Below are 17,577 nucleotides of genomic sequence, written 5' to 3' on the forward strand. Positions count from 1 at the left end.
CGGCCCACCAAATCCCAAAAAATAATAGCCCAAAGAACGTCTTTTTTCGCCTGTGGAATGCACAGTTCAAAAACCGGATTTACCCCCTTCCGTGTAGGACGTTTCCCAAAGATACTCGCAGCGCCTATTTTCCGTTGCACACGCAAAACACGGTCTCTAGTCTCGACGTGTCGTTGCCATTCAACGACCGGGTTTAGCCGCCCGACTTCGTCAGACAACACAGCCATGCAATACCGAGCAATCGGCATTGGCGCTTTATGGCGGCTGTGCGTGGGGCACCTTCGGGTGCGCCGGGTGCCTGACGTCCCGGTCGGCTAACCCGCGTACAGCTGCCACCTTACTGTTTAGCCGCGGTGGGTGGTTGCTTCACTACGACAGGAGCCACACCATGCTAAAAATTGTCCCCGCCCCACCCCACCATCTCCATTCCCTGGAAGACACAATCATCCTGGCCTCGGACTACGCACTCTGTGCAGAAGCCGTAGCCCAGCAAGCGATGCTGCTGCAGCCCAGATCACCCGCATCGGCCTTGATCATGGCCTCGATGCACGAGCTTGAAACCTTGCGCCGACTCCTCGAATCAGCGCTGGCGCAAATGCAGCAGCCCGCGAACCGGCAACCGATGCATTGATGCACATGCCGAACCAAAACCTGTGGAAGCCCGGCTCATCGGCGACGGGGCCAACCCAGGCATCAAAAAGACCAGGGAGATTGATCAATGACCACCGAAGCCCCCCAATGCACTGTCGGTAAAACCATTTTCTTTCAAGGCGAAAACCAAACCCACCCACTGTTTCGCATTGAGGCCGGCATCCCTTGCCAGAACGCCCGCGAACAGGCCTCGGAACTGATGGGCTACGCGCGGGACCTGACCATCGACGGTCTGATGGAAGATAAACCCAAGCTGATTTGGGCGGCGCACTACCTGTGCGCGTTGGGCAAAGCGCTGCTGGACGATGCCGAGCTGGGCATGATGAAAACGCCTTGAAATAGCCCTACAGCCCCGCGTTCTGAAAGCAGCCTCATGTCGCGAAAGGGCCGCAAAGCGGCCCTAGCGGTCCAAGCTCCCGCATAAATGTCCAAGAGCCGACCTGCAACAGGTCAACGCTTCAACAACAATCCATCAGCCCAAACCTGTCTAGATAAACAGGTAAATCATCCGCACACATAACTTCAAAAAACCCGTCAAAAAAGCCGCTTCCAGCCCCTACTCTCGCCAATAACAGTGCGTTTTATTGACAGTTTACGAAGGGTAATCAGAGTGCCATCATGCGCCCACTCTGAACTCATACAGGATGTGTGAATGCCTATCCCTCCTAGCCCCATGACCTTCCACTGCGATCAATGCAACTGGAGCATGACCGTGGCCCCAGCCAGTGACGCGCTGGGCCCAGGAGACTGGCATCACAGCTGCCCTAAGTGTGGCAACCCCAACCTGCAAGTTGCTCGGGCCGGTGCCCTTGCCGGCCTGCTGGCCAAAGCCGCCCGGCATCTGCACATCCGCAAGCATTAAGCGCCTTGCACTAGCCCTGTTGTTGCGAACACGCCCGGCACTTAAAGGATTATCACCATGCTCGAAAGCCAAAAAGCCTTCGCCACTTACCTGAAGAAAATGCAGGGGCTGCACGAAGGCCAGATGGTCACTTTCGACCAAACCTTGCTGCCTAAAGTCATGACGACCGAACGGATGGTGCCGGTAATCGCTGCAGTCATTCCCCGTTCCCACCCAAGCCGTTCGCTTTCAGCAAAAGACCATAGCAGTGCCCCTTCCCGCCCAACAAAAGTCAAACAGCAAAGTTACTAGCCATATGACATCATGCCGGCACCCGGAGCCTTGCAGTGGGCTGATGCACTGCAGCAACAGTGATGCGACAGGAGACGCTGACTGATGGACCGAACCAAACGACTTGAGGCGCTGGAGGCGGAGTACCAGCTGTTTGCCAGCCAGCGCGACGAGGCTTCCCCGGCCAAGCCCCGCATTGCCGCCTGGGGCCTGGTCAAAGCAGGGAAAAGCTCCCTGCTCAATATGCTCAGCGGCCATGCCAGCGACGAGCATTTCCAAACGGGTGATGTGCGTACCACCCGTACCAACCAGGCACTGGAACTAGACCACTACGTGCTAGTGGACACCCCAGGCTTGGGCTATGACCAGGACGACACTCTGCAAGCGAACCAGGGCCTTGATGCCGCTGATGTCGTGCTGTTCGTCCATGCCCCACCTGGTGAGCTTGACCAGGAAGAAGTGGCCCTGCTCGATCAGTTGCGCAGCGCCTATGGCCAAGACGTGGGTGAACGCGTGGTGTTGGTGATCAGCCAGCTGGACAAGCTGCAAGACGCCGACCTCGCCGCAGTCAAGGACACCATCGAACGTCAGGCCCTGATCCATCTAGGCACGGCGCCTGAATGCTTTGTCATTTCCAACACGCGTTTCAAAAGCGGTGTAGAGAAAAACAAGCAAGGGCTCTGCGAAAAAAGCGGCATTCCACAGCTGGCGCAACACCTGCAATCGCTTTCGAAGCGCCTCGCCAAGTCGCTCGCTGACGCCCGGCAACAGCGCCTGGCACGGCGCGCCTTGGAGCTGGGCACGCGTATCGACGCATTGATTGAACAGGACCTCAAGCTGATCGAGCAGATCACCGAGCCGTATGTGGTCAAGGCCAAAGCCTTCGTCGAGCACATCGACAGCGCTCGCCGGACCTTCAAGACCCATACGTCCGACATGCAGAAAGCACGCACCAAACTCGACAGCCTCAAGTAAGGAGACTTGCAATGCCTCTACCTTGGTTGATCGGCGTTGCGGCAGTCGCTGCTGCCGCCGCCATTGCTAAAGCGGTCAGTGACGACACCCCTTCGTCTTCAAGCACCACCACCCACTACGACGATAGCGAGCGGCTTGAGCAGGAGCGGGAAGCCAAGCGCCTGCGCGAGCAAGAAAACCTCAAAGCCCGCGTCCAGTCTCTGGCCGGCGAGCGGCGGGAACAGCTCAAGGCCCAGCTCAGAGGGGCGGCATCGACACTGGCCGCCTCGCTGGACAAGCACAACCCGGTCTCTGAAGGCGTAACCAAGATGACGCGCTTGACGCTCGAAGGGGTGACGGGGGATCAGCTTGAACAACGTATCCGCAGCACCGCGTCGTCGACGTCCAATTACGGTAAGACGGTCAAAGCTATTCTCCAAGCGTCGCCCACTATGGAAGGTGGGCACATCGTTCATTTCATGCAGGGCGTGAACCTGCTCGAATCCGTGACCGCGCCTGCCGAAGCATCTGCCTCCGACCAGGCGGCGCTCGCCCAAGCGCAAGTCGCCCAGGCACGTATCGAGCGCCTGCAGCAACTGAAACGTCAACTTCTGCTTAAGGCGTGATAGATCGATGAGCACCGTTACTCGTGATGAATTGATGCAGGTCTTTCAACAACTGCAGGGGCAATTCTCCAGCCAGAAGCAAAACCTCGCGCAAGCTCAGCAACGCTTCGACACGCTGCGCACCGGTTTTGTAAAGCACTTGCGTCAGCAGACCGAAAGCATGGCCAGCGCGGTCAGTGACAACAATCCGCTCAAGGAAGGTGCGACCCAGATGGCGCAGCGCCTGACTGACCAATTCATGGTCTGGGAAGAGCGCGCCGAGGTGCGTGCGAAGGGCGCGGTCTTTCGTGAGAACTTCAACGACTCCTTACTGGTGTTCGTGTACGGCAAGGTCAAATCAGGCAAAAGCTCGCTGGGCAACTACGTGGCTTGGGGGCACAGTGAACCCACTGCGCAACTGAAAGCCCAGGCCACGCTGAAACCCACTTACTTTTCTCATGACCGAACCGACGTCGCCAGTGGCGACAAAGAAGGCGAGGCATGCAGCTCCAAGCAATTCAGGGTCGGTGCCACTGAGGCCACCAGTTCGATTCAAGGATTCAAGCTGCCTGGGTTCACCTGGGTCGACTCGCCTGGGCTGCATTCCACCAATGCGGCCAATGGCAACTTGGCGCGCAAGTATGTCGACCAGGCGGACCTGATTCTCTACACCATGAACTCGCAAGCGCCTGGCCGCCAGTCGGACATGAGCGAGGTCAGGAGCCTGCTCGATGGCAAACGCTCGTTGATGATTCTGCTGACCGGCAGCGATATCACCGAAGAAGACGAAGACGATGATGGGCAACTCGTCACCGAAGTATTGATGAAATCCAAGGAAACCCAGCAGCGGCAAATCCAGGAAGTCACCGGCAACCTGGTGGAGATGCAGAAGGACGCTGCCAGCCATGTCCGCATCCTGCCCATCTCGACCCGCTTCGCCGAGCGCCACCCCTCGCACTTGCAGGAAAGTGGCCTGGGCACCCTGTTCCAAACCCTCAAGACGCTGTCGCAAGGTGAAGGTCTCAACCTCAAGCTGACCACCCCCTTGAACAACCTGCGCAAGGCCGTGGCTGAAACCTGCGACGACCTGAGCTTGATCAAGGAACTGACCGAGACGTTCGAGCTGCAGATCCAGAAGCAGGAGCAGGCAGTGGAGCGCGAGCTGCGGACCCTGAGCCAGAAGGGCGTCACGGAAATGCGCAGTTTCGTCAACCAGCTCTACAACGGGCCACGCCCCGGCGACGCACAGCCTCAGCTGCGCGAGCGCCTGGCCACCCTGCTGGGCCGCCTGACCGGCGAGGCCATGAAGGGTATCGGCGAAAGCCAGCAAAATGCGCTGCAACGTGCCTTCGATACCAGCCGCATCGGCGCCATTCCGGCGTACCGCGAGGTCACGGTCGAGAAGGAATACATCAGCGGCACTCGCAGCAGCACCAAAACCGCTTGGGGAGCGGGCGGGGCGGTTGTCGGTGGTGTCATTGGCTTCTTCGTCGGCGGCCCCGCAGGCGCCGCAGCCGGGGCTTCGCTGGGCAGTGCCGCGAGCATGATTGGTCGCAGCGCCGAGGCCATCCGCGCCAAACACAATGTGGTGGTCGGCGACAACCTGGAAGAACAACGCCAGGCAGCTCTCGAGCAGTACGCCGACGCCCTGCCTGCCTACCTCAACGAGCAGGTACGTGGCATCTACGATCCCCTACGGGACTCCATGCTCGAATACTGCCAAATCCTGACCATCGAAATGGAGCGCCTGCGTCAGGCGCTCATAACCCTTGAAACGAGCACCGCGCAATGACTCAACCAGGCCCGATGACCCAACTGCTAGCCCTCTACGACGAAGTGGATGGTCTGTGTGAAACCTACAACCCGCACACTGTCGCCAGCATTCGCGAACTGAGCCGGGCGAAGAAGGCGCAAGCGGGTGCGAGCATCATGGTGTACGGCGTCTATAACGCCGGTAAAAGCACGCTGATCAACGCCTTGCTTGGCAAAGAGTTGGCTGCGGTAGCCGATGTGCCGGAGACCGCCCGTGTGCAGGGCTATCGCTGGGGGACTTCGAAGTGCTCGATACACCCGGCATCGACGCGCCGCTAGAGCACGAGGCCATCACGCGCGAACAGCTGGTGCAGTCGGATGTGGTGATCTTCGTGGTCAACCCGCTGGGTGTGGTCGAGGAGGAAAAAACCCTCGATGTGCTGCTGGAACTGGTGCTTGCCGGCAAGATGATCTTTCTGGTGCTCAACTGCAAAAGCCGCTTCGACCCGATCGACCTGGCCCGCATCAAGGACGAACTCAGCGAGCGCATTCAACAAAAGGCCGGCTCCCAGAAGGTGCTGGGGCATATCCCGATCGTCGAGGTTAACGCCCGCTCCGCGCTCAAGGCGAAACTGGAGAACAAGCAGAACCTGCTGAACAGCTCGGGCTTTCCAAAGTTTGAACGCGATCTGGAAGGGTTCTTCGCATCCGTGGAGCAGAAGGCAATCGTGGCGCGTGTCGCTAACGAACTGCGCAGCTTCCTCGATGCAACGGTAGCCGAGCTGGACAAACGCCAGGACCAAGCTGCGATCAAACGCCTGGACGCCTTCTATGGCGAGATCGCGCGCCGCGAAATCGATATTCGCCATGGTTTGAAATCGCTGATCGAAGCCAAGGCCGCCTACATTGCCAAGAGCACGATCACAGCGCTTAACCAAAACATCGAAGGCGCTCAAGGCAAGGTCGAGCAGCTTATCGGGCAGGCCAACGAACAAGTCTGCAGCGAGCTCGAAGACGCACTCACCCGCCTGGGCCTGGACGCCTCCGAGATGCTCGACGAGGTCATTCGAGAGGTACAGGTACAACCACAGGCTTACAACGCTCAGGCTGCACCCGACCTCGATACAGCGCAGGCCCCCGCCAACCAGTTGCCCGCATCGCAGGGCGTCGACTTGAGCCTGCTCGAATCCGGTGTCCGTCAGGCCAGCAGCATGCTCAAGGCCGAGCATGTCGTCAGCGCGCTGAAAGTCGGCAAACAGTGGCTGCCGACACTGTTCAAAGGGGTCGGGCCGGTCACCATGGGCAAGGTTGCCGAACAGATCGTCGGTAAGGTCATCCCCGTCATCGGTATTGCTTTCCAGGTAGGCAGTGCGCTGTATTCCGCCTTTGCCGGCGACCCTGAGCAGCAGCGACTGGAAGAACAAGCCAAACGCGAGGAGCAGGAGCGCGAGCGCCGCGAACAGGCAATCCAAGCATTCGCCGACGAAACGGCCTGGGAATTCTCGCGGTCGCTGAACGCCATGGTCGATAGTCACCTGAAGACCAACTTTGCCGATATCAAGGACAAACTGCAGAGCCTGCGTGGCAGCCTTGGCCAGGACCAGCGCCGTCTCAGCGAGGACCGTGAACGGTTGGTCCAGGCCCAGGCCGCGATGGGTGAGTATGCCTGATACCCCCACGCCCTTTGCCTGCAGCCGCTGCATGGAATGCTGCCGACGTGTGCACTTGCTTGCTGAAACCGCGGTGATGGACCGCGGCGACGGTGTATGCCGGCACCTGGATGAAGCCAACGCCGGGTGCCGCATCTACGACCAGCGGCCGGACGCCTGTCGCATCGATAGGCAGTACGAACTGCATTATCGCCAGGCAATGAGTTGGGAAACGTACGTCAAGAAGAACGAAGCCGGGTGCAAGCAATTGCAGGCGCTCGGCGCTGGCGAGGCCACCCGGGTAATCCTGGCTTCTACAGACAACCGCTTTACACAACCATAGGGACTTCAGAATGGGTATCAGCTACCGCGCGGATGATGACCTGGCCTTCCTGCAATACTGCCGGGAAGACGACATCCGCAACCTGGCGGCCTATCTCATGTTCGACAAGGACGGAGAAAAGCGCAGAGCAAGCGAAATCGCCGATGAGCCGCAATTCAAGAAACTGCAGGGCCAGCCAGATCAATGGCGTCGCTGCTGGCAACTGGTTGCCGGTGAGTTGCAGCATTTCGCGGGTGACTCCATCGTCAACCTGTTCCGCCGTCAGGGTGTGCTCTACAAGGAAATGCTCTGCGACGTCTGCGACAAGACCGATGTGAAGTACGACAGCAAAGCCAGCGCCTACGCCATCGAAAACCAGCTCATCGAAAAACTGGTAGAAAAGAGCTGGGAACAAATGTCGCCGGAACAGCGGCGTAGCACAGCCGAGGAAATGAACCTCAATGGCGCGCTCGGCGCGCTGCCGCTGGCCGCGATCATCAATGCCATTCGTGCAGGTGGTCTGGGTTCGCTGCAGTGGTCATCGTGGCTTGCAAGGGGTACCACTGCGTCATTCAGCAATGCGATCGGGGTGACCCTCGGCGGTGCTGCAGCGCTGGTAGGCGGGCGCGCGGTAGCGGCCATCGCCGGGCCTTTGGCAGCGATCGCTGTGACCGTTCCTCTGCTCAGCGGTACGGCCTATCGGGTCACGATCCCGGCAGTCATTCAAATCGCGTTCATGCGGCGCCAGTATGAAAAGAGGATCACTTCTAATGCAGGCAGCAGCAGAACTTCTGAGCAAAATCTGGGTACTCGACGAGGCGGCCTTTTCGAAGCCCCTCCTGGATGCGCTGGCGGCAGGCAAGGCAGTCATCCATGACGGCGTGGCGTATTACGCGGCGGGCAGTGGCAAGACGGGCGTCATCCAGCACCTGCCGTTCAAAGAAGCCGTGTTCAAGTCCGCCGAAGAAGCACTCAAGGCCGCGCAGATGACTACCGTCATGGCCACCGCCGCGTCCACCTGCGTGATTCTCGGGGCGCTGATCATCCAGACCAAGTACCTGGCGGCAAAACTCGACAAGATTCAGAACACGGTCGACGAAATCGCCAAAGAGCTGCATACCCAGAACATCGTCTATTACATGGACAAGGTCACCGACTACATCGGCAGTATCGAAGTCGCCCGCACCTTGCTCAAAGACCGCAGCCTGGCAAGCGAAATCAAGGATGTGGCTTACCCCTTGCTGGCATCAGCTGCAGCCAAGCGTAACCATGCGATGTCGTTCATCGACAACGTCCTGGCATTGGCGCAAAACAGCAGCGAGGTAAGCAGTAAGCACTACGAGCTGGTGGTCAACTTCGCCCACATGATGCTGGAGATCATGCCGCTGGGCATTCACACGGAATATTTGCTGGCCGCCCGTGTAGGCAAGCCGATGCTCGCCCAGCAGATACTGGAAGATGGCGCAGAGCGGTATCAGGGTGCAATGCAACAGTACAAGGGGTTCCTCAATGCCCAACATCGCGAGTTGGTGCGGGGAAACATGGGCGACAAGACCGTAGTCCTGCAGCGCATCGAAGATAGGGCACGGCAACTGATTCAGTCGACAGAAAATCAACTATTGCTCACGTTGCCCAATGGCCGTATGGCAGTGCTCGAAGCTGCGTAAGTTCACTGGCCAGCACCGTTGATAAGGGGCTCGAACATGAGCCCCATGCCCGGCCAGTTCAAGCATGGCTCGCCTGAGCAGCCTCCAATCCGTTCAGTTTTGCCCATACTCAACGCTCATTCGCATGGGTCATGCCCTGCAAGATTTCCACCTTGCGCCGCAACTGCCCCACATGTTCCCGCTCCGCCCGCAACGCCGCCCTCAGCTCGCGGTTCTCCATTTCCCAAATCTGCAACCAGCGCAAATCCTTCTGGCAGTGCTCCACCTTCTTGCCCAGCTCGCCCAGCCTCAACCCCTGCTGAATCAGCACCAGCAAGATGATCCCCATCGCCACCAAGGCACCCGTCGCAACCACTTCCGGCATCGTCATGCTCATGTCCTTTGCTACCTTCGGAGCGTTCCGAAGACGAACCAAAGATATGTAATGCATAACTACACGTCTAGAATGTAGACTTATACAGGTAAAGTAATCGCGCACATGGAGAGGGTATGAAACGCAAGCAATCCATCGAGCAGGTACGCTGGGACCTGGCACTTCGCTATCGTTTGATCGAAACCGTTGCCTGGTGGGAAGGCCGGCTGACCACGGGCCACCTGATGCAGAGCTTTGGCATCAGCCGCCAGCAGGCGTCGAAGGACATCAATACCTACATCACCGAACATGCGCCCGAAAACTTGACGTATGACAAGCAGATCAAGGGCTATGTACCGAGCGAGCAGTTCGAGCCGCTGTTCATCGATAACAGCGCCAGCGCCTATCTGCACCTGCTCTACCAGAACAACGAACGGGCGCCGCACATCGACGGGTTGGCACTGGCCTACGCGCACCCCGTGTACTGGAGGTGCCTGACCGCCCTATTCGGCCAGAGGTGCTGCGCCCATTGCTCAAGGCTTGCCGTGAAGGCCTGCGCCTGGAAACCGAATACGTATCCTTCAACACCCCCAACGTCGAGGTGCGCCTGATCGCCCCGCACACGCTGGTGTACACCGGCATGCGCTGGCACGTGCGGGCCTACTGCGAAAAGAACGGCCAGTACCGCGACTTCGTCCTCAGCCGCCTGCGTGGGCAGCCAGGCTTGCTCGACGCGTCGCCGAACACGCGTGAGCAGGATGAAGACTGGAATGTCGAGGTGCCGGTCATCTTCGCGCCTGATGGGCGGTTGAACACGGCGCAGCAGGCAATCATCGAAACCGACTTCGGCATGACCGATGGCCAATTGGTGGTGCCTAGCCGCAGGGCATTGGTGAAGTATGTGTTGCAGCGGTATCAAATCGACCACCGCAACATGGCGATACTGCCCGAGGCCCAGCAACTGGTGGTGAGCAACCTCCAGGAACTGCAACCGTGGTTGATGAAGTACTGACGCAGGGCGCTTGCTCTAGCTGCAACGCGTCATGTGTTGTTCTGTGGGAGCGGGCTTGCCCGCGAACACGGGCGAAGCCCGTGCCAGCCCGCCCCACCTCACCAGCTGTAACTCAACTTGGCCGTCACTTCGCGCCCCGGGTTGTAGTAGTTCGCCGTCCCCGACCCAACCACATGTTGCTCGTCGAACAGGTTGCTGACATTCAGCGCCAGGTCGGTCCCCTTGGCGATCTTGTAGTTCAGCGCCGCGTCGAACAGTGTTGTGCCGTCGCTCTTCTTGGTGTTGGCAGCATCCATGTAGTAGGCACCCACGTACCGCGCGCCCAGACCCACGCTCACATCCGTGCCCGGTACGTCGTAATAGCTCCACAGCGATGCGGTGTGCTTCGGTGCAGTGGCAAATTCATTGCCCTTGAGCGAGTCGCCGTTCCACAACGACCCGCGCAGCACCTCGGACTCCATGTAGGAGTAAGCACCGATCACGCTGATGTCTTGCGTGACTTGCGCCTTGGCTTCCAGATCCAGACCGCGCACGCGTGACTCGCCCACTGTCTGCTGCTCGATGATGCCGCTTGGCAGCACCACGGCAATGGTCACGTTCTCCTGGGTCAGGTCGTAAACGGCAGCCGAGAACAGTGCGTCCATGCCCAAGGGCGAATACTTCACGCCCACTTCATACTGCCTGCCCGTTTGCGGCGTAACGCCAACTTGCGGGGGTGATACGGACTCCACCATGCTCACATAGGTAGAGACTTCATCGTTGACGATATAGGTCAGTGCCGCGCGATAAGAGGTTTCGGAGAAGTTGTCCTTTTCCGTCTGCTCGCCACCGATGTACTCCTTGCTGGACAGGTCCATCGAGTCATTACGCACGCCTGCGGTGGCGATGACGCGGTCAAAGAACGACAGGTTCTGCTGCAGGAACACCGCCTTGGTGGTGGCATCATTCTTCTTGCGGGTATAGGGCGTGATGCCGCCTGGCACGCCGGTGAATACCGGGTTGGCGATGTCGATGGAAGGCGCCAGGCCGTAGACCGAACTCTGCTTGGACGTCGAGTCGAGGTACTCCACGCCCACCAGGGTGCTGCTGTCGATATGCTCGAATTGGGCATCGTACTGCAGCATCAGGTTGCCATTGAGCTGATCAGCATCACTGTCGGTGCCGAAGATGTAGCGTGGAATCGTAGTGCCGACACGCGAGGTGCTGTCGCTCAGGTACGCGTAGCCAAAGTCATCGCTCAGCTCGCTGTAACGCAGGTTGCTGCGCAATACGAAGCCATTGTCGAAGTCGTGGGTGATGTTGCCGCTGAGGCTGGTGCGCTCCACATTGTGGAAGTTGTAGCTGGGCTCGCCATAGAAATCGCTGCGGTCGTATTCCTTGTCCAGCGGGTAGCCGCCACTGTTCGGCGAGCTATCGGTTTTCAGGTAGTCGAGCACCATGGTGGCCGAGGTAAAGTCGGTGGGCGCCCAGGTCAGGCCGCCCATCACGAACCGGTTGTCGTCCTGGGAGTGGTCGTACTCGCGGTCGCTGTTCTGCATCTTGGCCGTGAAGCGGCCGGCCAGGGTTTGCTCGTCGTTCAAGGCATCACCTACATCGATACCGGTTTCGGCATGGTTGTAGGAGCCGTAGGTCACGTAGCCCTGGCCAAACTTCTCGAAGCGCGGTTGCTTGGTCACGAAGTTGACCGAGCCACCTGGGTCTGCCGGGCCGAACAGCGTGGAGTTGGCACCACGCAGAATTTCTATGCGCTCGTAGGCGTAAGGGTCTTCACGCACACCGCGCATCGAGCTGAGGGTCAGGCCGTCACGGTAGGTGGTGGCCTGAAAGCCGCGGATCAGGAAGTAATCGTTGCGGTCGTCCGAACCGTAGTAGTCGCTGACCACGCCGGGGGTGTACTGCAGCGCCTCTTCGGTGGTGCTGACGCTGCGCTGCTGCATTTCCTTGTTGGTCACCACAGACACGGAGGCTGGCGTGTTGAGGATGCTGGTCGCCACCTTGCCGCCTACCCACAGCTCCTTGGCAACCACCGAGTTGCTGTCTTCGTCGGCGCTGGCTTTGACCTTGGCATTGATGATGACGGGCGCCAGGCGGTAGTCCTCGGTCGCCCCCAGCTCCAGCGGGCCGGCAGGCTTGGGCTGCGGTACCACCAGGTAAGCACTGGGGCCTTGCTGCTGCGCCTGAAGCTCGGTCCCCTGCAACAACTGCGAGAGAGCCGCCGACGTGCCCAGCGTACCTTGCACACCTGCCGTGTTGCGGTCGGCTATGCGCTGCGCGTCGAAGGACAGGCTAATGCCCGCCTGGCGTGCAAAGCGGTCAAGCGCCGGCGCCAGTGGGCCGCCAGGAATGTTCCATTGCTGCGCCTGGTTGCTGTGTTCAGCAGTTGCAGATTGCGCAAGGGCAGGCAGCGCACAGCTACTGACAACCAGGCCCAGGAAAGCACCGTGCACAGCACGACTCAATGGGTGGCGCTGTGGAACCGGGGTCGAACTCATTTTTCTCGCTCCGTAGAGGGGTCGGCGGGCTGGCCTGTATTCCGGCCTTCTCTACAAGCCGAACGAGAATGATAAAACACCTCATTTATTTTTAGATCGTTGCACGGACCCTGGCCGTTTCAAGGTCGCCCTTCGGCCATCAGCCCCTCCTGCATGGCAGGCAGTGGCCGGCTCAGCAACACGCCGACCAGCAGCGCAAACAGCAACGCCGCCACACCCGCGACCTGTAACACAGCCTCGAAACCGCCCATGAATGCCTGGCGGGCCAATGGCGTCACCGCCTCACGCAAGCCTGGCTCAAGCAGGGCCAGCGCCGCCTGCAAGTCGCCCGCTGCAACCCGCGTGGCCATCGCGGCAACCTGGCTCGATTGTGCGGGTGCCACAGTGGCCATGGCCTCCTGCAGCAACTGCCCGCTACGGGCAGCGAGCACACCCCCGAGCACACCAATGGCCAGCACGATCGCACCAAACCGCGTGGTGGTGCTCAGGCCCGAGGCCATACCGGTACGCTCACGCGGTACGCAGGCCATGATGTTTTTCTGCGTATCGCCATTGAGCAGCCCGGCGCCCGCCCCCAACACCACGCTGGCCAGGGCGAATGCCCCATAACCGCCGTGGCGCGTGGCCCAGGCACACAGCAAGTTGCCCGTGCCCACCAGCACCAGGCCCAGCGCAAACACCTGCGCCGGGCTGCAGTGGGCAGCCAGGCGCATGCCCAGGCGCGGCGTCAGCAGCATGGCAACGGCGAACGGCAACATGCCCGCCCCCGCGGCCAGGGCCGACAGTTGCAGGCCGTTCTGCAAATACAGCGGCAGCAGGGTCATCATCACCTGGGCGCAGGCGGCGTAGGCAAACATGCCCAGCAGAGCCCCTACAAAACGCCCGCTACGCATCAGTTGCAAGTCGATCATCGGCCGCTGCTGGCTGCGCTCGACCATGATGAACAGGCTGAACAGAAAGGCGCTGATCACCAACCGGCCAAGGGTTTGCGCACTGCCCCAGCCCACCTGGTTGGCATCGATCATCGCCCAGATCAGGTAGCCCAGGCTGCCGGCGAAGGTCAGGCTGCCCCAAGGGTCCAGGCGTGCCGCCGCACTGTCCCGAGACTCTTCGATACTGCGCATGACCATTACCGCCAGCAGTGCCACCAGCGGCAGGTTGATGTAGAAGATCCAGCGCCAGCCCAAGGTACTGGCAATCACCCCGCCCAGCAGCGGCGCGAAGGTGATGGTGGCGCCCATGCAGGCGCCCCAGAAGGCCCAGGCACGCATGCGTTCTTGTGGCTGATGGAACCGGTTGCCAATCGCCGCCAGGGCCGAGGTCAGCAGCAACGCAGCGCCTACCCCCTTGGCGGCTCTGGCCAGGTCGAGAAACAGCAGGCTGGGCGCCGCACCGCAGGCCAGCGAAGCCACGCCGAACAGCACCAGGCCGAGCAGCAGCATGCGCCGCCGGCCGAAGCGGTCGGCCAGGCTACCGGCGGGCAACAGGCAAGCGGCGAAGGCCAGCAGGTAGGCGCTGACTACCCATTCGATGTCGGCGAACGAGCCGGACAGGTCTCGCGCGATACTGGGCAGGCTGACCGCAACAATGTTGGTGTCGAGGATGATCAGGGCGCAGACCAGGGAAGCGGTAAGCAAGGTAAAGCGTGCTGAAGGGGCAGGCATGGCAGGCTCCAGAAGCAGGCTGGTCGTATCAGCGCCAGCCTTGTAGTGTTGACCCCACCATAACGCCGCCAACACCAAGCCTTGTTAGCCCCGGCGGCCTGCGTCATTACCCTGTAGGTAACACCCATGGAAATCCGCCATTTCCGCTACTTCCTCTGCGTCGCCCGCCACGGCCATTTCACCCGGGCCGCCGAGCAACTGGGCATCGCCCCGCCCACCCTCAGCCGGCAGATCCAGGACATGGAGCGCGAGCTGGGCGTGCGCCTGTTCGAGCGTAACCAGCGCGAGGTCAACCTTACCGCCGCCGGCCAGGCGCTGTTGATCGAGGCTGAACAGGCCGTGCGCCAGTTCGACGCCGCACAACTGGGCGCGCAGCGCGCCGCCCGTGGCGAAAGCGGGCGCATCGAGCTGGGCTACGTGGCCTCGGCCGCCTACTCGGGCATGCTTCAGCAGCAAGTCAGCCACTACAGCGAAACCTGCCCCGGCGTGCGCCTGAATATCCGCGAACTGCCCATGGCCGATCTGCCCGGCATGGTTCGCGATGGCCTGCTCGACCTGGCCTATGTGCGCTCGCCCATGGAGCTGCCGGAAGCGCTCGAAGCCATTGCCTTGCGCCAGGAAGGCTTCGTGCTCGCCCTGCCCGCCAGCTCGCGCATCAATGAAGTACCACAGATCCCGGCCGCGCGCCTGGCCAATGAAACCTTCATCCTGCCCGAGCAGATCTCCGGCACGCTGGAGGTGGCCGCGCAAGGTGGTTTCGTGCCACGGCTCGGCCCGCAACCTGGCAGCCTGGTGGCGGTGATTACCCTGGTGTCCCTTGGCCAAGGCATTGCCGTGGTCCCGGAATCGGTCGTGCAGCGCATTAGCCTGCCGCAGGTGAACTTCCGGCGAATAGTCGACTGCCAGGCCAGCTCGTGGCTGAGCCTGATCCATCGACGCTTCGAAAAAGCGCCGGCAGTGATGCGGTATGTGCAAAGCGTGATGGGCGGCACTTGATGGCTGCTCAAACGCTCGGATCGTCTGCAGTACCCAAGGCATAGAACTCATGCAGCTTGGCTTGCAGCAGTGCCTTGTCTGGCAAGCGCGTTTGATACTCGGCAATCAGCGCGGGGACAAACAGCGATTGAGTGCGTACTCAACCACCTCGTCGTCTCTGCTGGCGCATAGCAACACACCGATGGCCGGGTTTTCATGAGGCTTACGCTCATTGCAGTCCAGTGCTTCAAGATAGAAATCCAGCTTGCCCAGGTACTCTGGCTCGAAGCGACCGACTTTCAGTTCGATCGCTACCAGGCAGTTGAGGCCACGGTGGAAGAACAGCAAGTCGAGTGCGAAGTCACGGCCGCCGACCTGAAGCGGGTATTGTGAGCCGACGAAGCAGAAATCCCGGCCCAGCTCGATCAGGAACTGTTTGAGCCGGTCCATCAATGCGCAATGCAGGTCTGATTCGGCATGCACACCAGGCAGACCAAGAAATTCGACCATGTAGGTATCCCGAAAAACGTCCATGGCCGCAGGATAGTTCTGCCTCAGCGCTGCCGAAACTTTTGCCGGGTTAGCAACGCAGCGCTCATACAGAGCGGCTTTAAGTTGACGCTCAAGCTCACGCCGCGTCTACGCCTGGCAAGCCCCACGCCGACCGCTCGTGCTGCCAAACAAGTGTTTCAAAAAACAAAGGGCACCCATCCACGAGTGCCCTTTGCCCTACCACCCGGTGAACTCAATCACCCCATCGACCGCGCCCCCACCGGTTGCGCATGGCCCCGCGAGGTCACGATCCCCAGGAAGGAAATCACGATCGCCAGGCCCAACGTGGAACTCACTTCCGCCCGGTGCTCAGGCGTGTACATCATCACCGCCAGCGCCCCGGCAATGAAGATGATCACCGCCCAGGTCAGGTACGGGAACAGCCACATGCGGAACTTCAGCTCGGTGTTTTCCCGCTCCAGGCGGCGGCGCATACGCAGCTGCGAGATGGCGATGACCATGTACACCAGCAAGGCAATGGCGCCGGAGCTTGCCAGCAGGAACTCGAACACACCCTTCGGCGCGAAGTAGTTGAGCACAGCGATGGCCGCACCGATCAGCGTGCTGCCGAACACCGCGGCACGCGGTACACCGACCTTGGAGGTCTTGTTGAGGAAGGCCGGGGCGTCACCGCGCTTGGCCAGCGAGTACATCATCCGCGAAGCGATGTAGATCGACGAATTCATGCAACTGGTCACGGCCACCAGCACCACCAGGTCGACCATGAACGCCGCGTTGGGGATGTTCATGATTTCCAGCGCACGCTGGTACGAACCCACCACCGCCAGCTGCGGGTCGTTCCACGGCACCACCGAGATGATCACGAAGATCGACAGGATGTAGAAGGTGCTGATACGCCAGATCACCGAGCGGGTGGCCTTGGCGATGTTGCGCGATGGGTCGCTGGACTCGGAGGCCGCGATGGTCACCGCCTCGGTGCCGATGAAGCTGAACATCACGGTAATGAACGCACCGACCACGGCCGACCAGCCCTTCGGCGCGGCGAAACCCAGGCCGATGAAACCCAGAATGGCGGTGACCTTGAGGATGGCGAACCAGAACTCGAACTCGCCGTACTTGGCCACACTGAACAGGTTGGTACCGGCCAGCAACAGCACCGAAGCCAAGGCGAAGATCCAGCTGTCCACCTGCGGGAACCAGGCGTTCAGCACATGCCCGGCGGCCAGCGCTTCGATAGGGATGACCAGCACCCAGAACCACCAGTACAACCAGCCGATGGTGTACCCGGCCCAGCGGCCAATGGCCTGGTCGGCATAGGTGGAAAACGATCCGGTGTCAGGGTGTGCCACGGCCATTTCGCCGAGCATGCGCATGACCAGTACCACCAGGGTCCCGGCCACGAAATAGGAAATTATGGTTGCTGGCCCGGCTGCCGCGATGGCATGGCCGGAGCCTACGAAAAGTCCGGCGCCGATGATGCCGGCGATGGACAGCATCGTTACATGACGTGGCTTGAAACCTTGTGCAAGGTTGCCATCAGATCCCACGGTGTTCATTGATGTTGTTCTCTTTTTGCTGACACAAGGATGGACGGGCAGGCGTAGGCGAAAATATCTCCTTTGAATTCAATAAGTCGACAGCTTACTCGCGTTCTGTTGTTGATCTTTGGCACGCATCACAGAGCAGCTGTCAGTGCAGGACGGGCTTCATTTAAGCCCCGCATGGCTGTGGGTAATTACACGAGAACGCCCCGGAACTGTTCGATCACGACAGGGCGTTTCCATTAACGCCAGATGTCGCGAATGGCATGCCCGATCGCGTCACCGGGCCGTTTGGC

General features: G+C 60.3%; 17 protein-coding genes and 2 pseudogenes. 14 read left to right on the top strand and 5 right to left on the bottom strand.

Going from position 1 to position 17,577, the window contains the following annotated elements:
• The first annotated feature begins 388 nt into the window (after positions 1 to 388).
• The 12 genes from AB5975_06610 (at position 389) to AB5975_06665 (ending at position 8,732) form a co-directional block, all read left to right on the top strand.
• A complete protein-coding gene (locus tag AB5975_06610; protein XDR21524.1) occupies positions 389 to 631 on the top strand; it encodes a hypothetical protein in 243 nt (80 codons plus the stop codon).
• Positions 632 to 718: 87 nt separating this feature from the next.
• Positions 719 to 988 (top strand): DUF3077 domain-containing protein, encoded by a 270-nt coding sequence (locus tag AB5975_06615; protein ID XDR21525.1) that lies wholly within the window; start codon positions 719 to 721, stop codon positions 986 to 988.
• Positions 989 to 1,303: 315 nt separating this feature from the next.
• Positions 1,304 to 1,513 (top strand): hypothetical protein, encoded by a 210-nt coding sequence (locus AB5975_06620; GenBank protein XDR21526.1) that lies wholly within the window; start codon positions 1,304 to 1,306, stop codon positions 1,511 to 1,513.
• Between the two features lie 57 nt (positions 1,514 to 1,570).
• Complete coding sequence (locus AB5975_06625) at positions 1,571 to 1,804, top strand: hypothetical protein (protein XDR21527.1); 234 nt, start codon at positions 1,571 to 1,573, stop codon at positions 1,802 to 1,804.
• 84 nt (positions 1,805 to 1,888) lie between these two features.
• Positions 1,889 to 2,758: a GTPase gene (locus tag AB5975_06630; GenBank protein ID XDR21528.1), complete on the top strand. Its 870-nt coding sequence runs from the start codon at positions 1,889 to 1,891 to the stop codon at positions 2,756 to 2,758.
• Between the two features lie 11 nt (positions 2,759 to 2,769).
• Positions 2,770 to 3,363, top strand: a complete 594-nt coding sequence (locus tag AB5975_06635; protein XDR21529.1) for a hypothetical protein — start codon at positions 2,770 to 2,772, stop codon at positions 3,361 to 3,363.
• A 7-nt stretch (positions 3,364 to 3,370) separates the two neighbouring features.
• A complete protein-coding gene (locus AB5975_06640; protein ID XDR21530.1) occupies positions 3,371 to 5,134 on the top strand; it encodes a dynamin family protein in 1,764 nt (587 codons plus the stop codon).
• A complete protein-coding gene (locus AB5975_06645; GenBank protein XDR21531.1) occupies positions 5,131 to 5,433 on the top strand; it encodes a GTPase in 303 nt (100 codons plus the stop codon). The genes AB5975_06640 and AB5975_06645 overlap by 4 nt, the downstream gene beginning before the upstream one ends.
• Complete coding sequence (locus tag AB5975_06650) at positions 5,400 to 6,764, top strand: GTP-binding protein (GenBank protein XDR21532.1); 1,365 nt, start codon at positions 5,400 to 5,402, stop codon at positions 6,762 to 6,764. The genes AB5975_06645 and AB5975_06650 overlap by 34 nt, the downstream gene beginning before the upstream one ends.
• On the top strand, positions 6,757 to 7,086 hold the full coding sequence (locus tag AB5975_06655) for a YkgJ family cysteine cluster protein (protein XDR21533.1): 330 nt from the start codon (positions 6,757 to 6,759) through the stop codon (positions 7,084 to 7,086). Before AB5975_06650 ends, AB5975_06655 begins: the two co-directional genes overlap by 8 nt.
• 10 nt (positions 7,087 to 7,096) lie before the next feature.
• The gene (locus tag AB5975_06660) at positions 7,097 to 7,942 is read left to right on the top strand and encodes a DUF3944 domain-containing protein (GenBank protein ID XDR21534.1); all 846 of its coding nucleotides are present in this window, start codon (positions 7,097 to 7,099) and stop codon (positions 7,940 to 7,942) included.
• Entirely contained in the window at positions 7,836 to 8,732 is an 897-nt protein-coding gene (locus AB5975_06665) for a hypothetical protein (protein XDR21535.1), read from the top strand. Before AB5975_06660 ends, AB5975_06665 begins: the two co-directional genes overlap by 107 nt.
• A 109-nt stretch (positions 8,733 to 8,841) precedes the next feature.
• Here the strand turns inward: AB5975_06665 and AB5975_06670 are convergent, their stop codons facing one another.
• On the bottom strand, positions 8,842 to 9,102 hold the full coding sequence (locus AB5975_06670; GenBank protein XDR22931.1) for a hypothetical protein: 261 nt from the start codon (positions 9,100 to 9,102) through the stop codon (positions 8,842 to 8,844).
• Positions 9,103 to 9,221: 119 nt separating this feature from the next.
• On the opposite strand from AB5975_06670, the pseudogene AB5975_06675 reads away from it, so the two are divergent.
• Positions 9,222 to 10,096: pseudogene (locus tag AB5975_06675) on the top strand (WYL domain-containing protein).
• Positions 10,097 to 10,194: 98 nt separating this feature from the next.
• On the opposite strand, the gene AB5975_06680 reads toward AB5975_06675, so the two are convergent.
• A complete protein-coding gene (locus AB5975_06680) occupies positions 10,195 to 12,588 on the bottom strand; it encodes a TonB-dependent siderophore receptor (GenBank protein XDR21536.1) in 2,394 nt (797 codons plus the stop codon).
• Between the two features lie 119 nt (positions 12,589 to 12,707).
• A complete protein-coding gene (locus tag AB5975_06685) occupies positions 12,708 to 14,252 on the bottom strand; it encodes an MFS transporter (GenBank protein ID XDR21537.1) in 1,545 nt (514 codons plus the stop codon).
• 126 nt (positions 14,253 to 14,378) lie between these two features.
• On the opposite strand from AB5975_06685, the gene AB5975_06690 reads away from it, so the two are divergent.
• Positions 14,379 to 15,248 carry a LysR family transcriptional regulator gene (locus tag AB5975_06690; GenBank protein ID XDR21538.1) on the top strand — a complete coding sequence of 290 codons (870 nt, stop codon included), beginning with the start codon at positions 14,379 to 14,381 and terminating at the stop codon, positions 15,246 to 15,248.
• 7 nt (positions 15,249 to 15,255) lie between these two features.
• Here the strand turns inward: AB5975_06690 and AB5975_06695 are convergent.
• Together AB5975_06695 and AB5975_06700 are read right to left on the bottom strand one after the other, a co-directional pair.
• Positions 15,256 to 15,866 (bottom strand): annotated as a pseudogene (locus AB5975_06695) (PDDEXK nuclease domain-containing protein).
• A 110-nt stretch (positions 15,867 to 15,976) separates the two neighbouring features.
• Positions 15,977 to 17,296, bottom strand: a complete 1,320-nt coding sequence (locus tag AB5975_06700) for an amino acid permease (protein XDR21539.1) — start codon at positions 17,294 to 17,296, stop codon at positions 15,977 to 15,979.
• Between the last annotated feature and the right edge of the window lie 281 nt (positions 17,297 to 17,577).

The organism is Pseudomonas putida (assembly GCA_041071465.1).
In the GTDB taxonomy this organism is placed as follows: Bacteria; Pseudomonadota; Gammaproteobacteria; order Pseudomonadales; family Pseudomonadaceae; genus Aquipseudomonas; species Aquipseudomonas putida_P.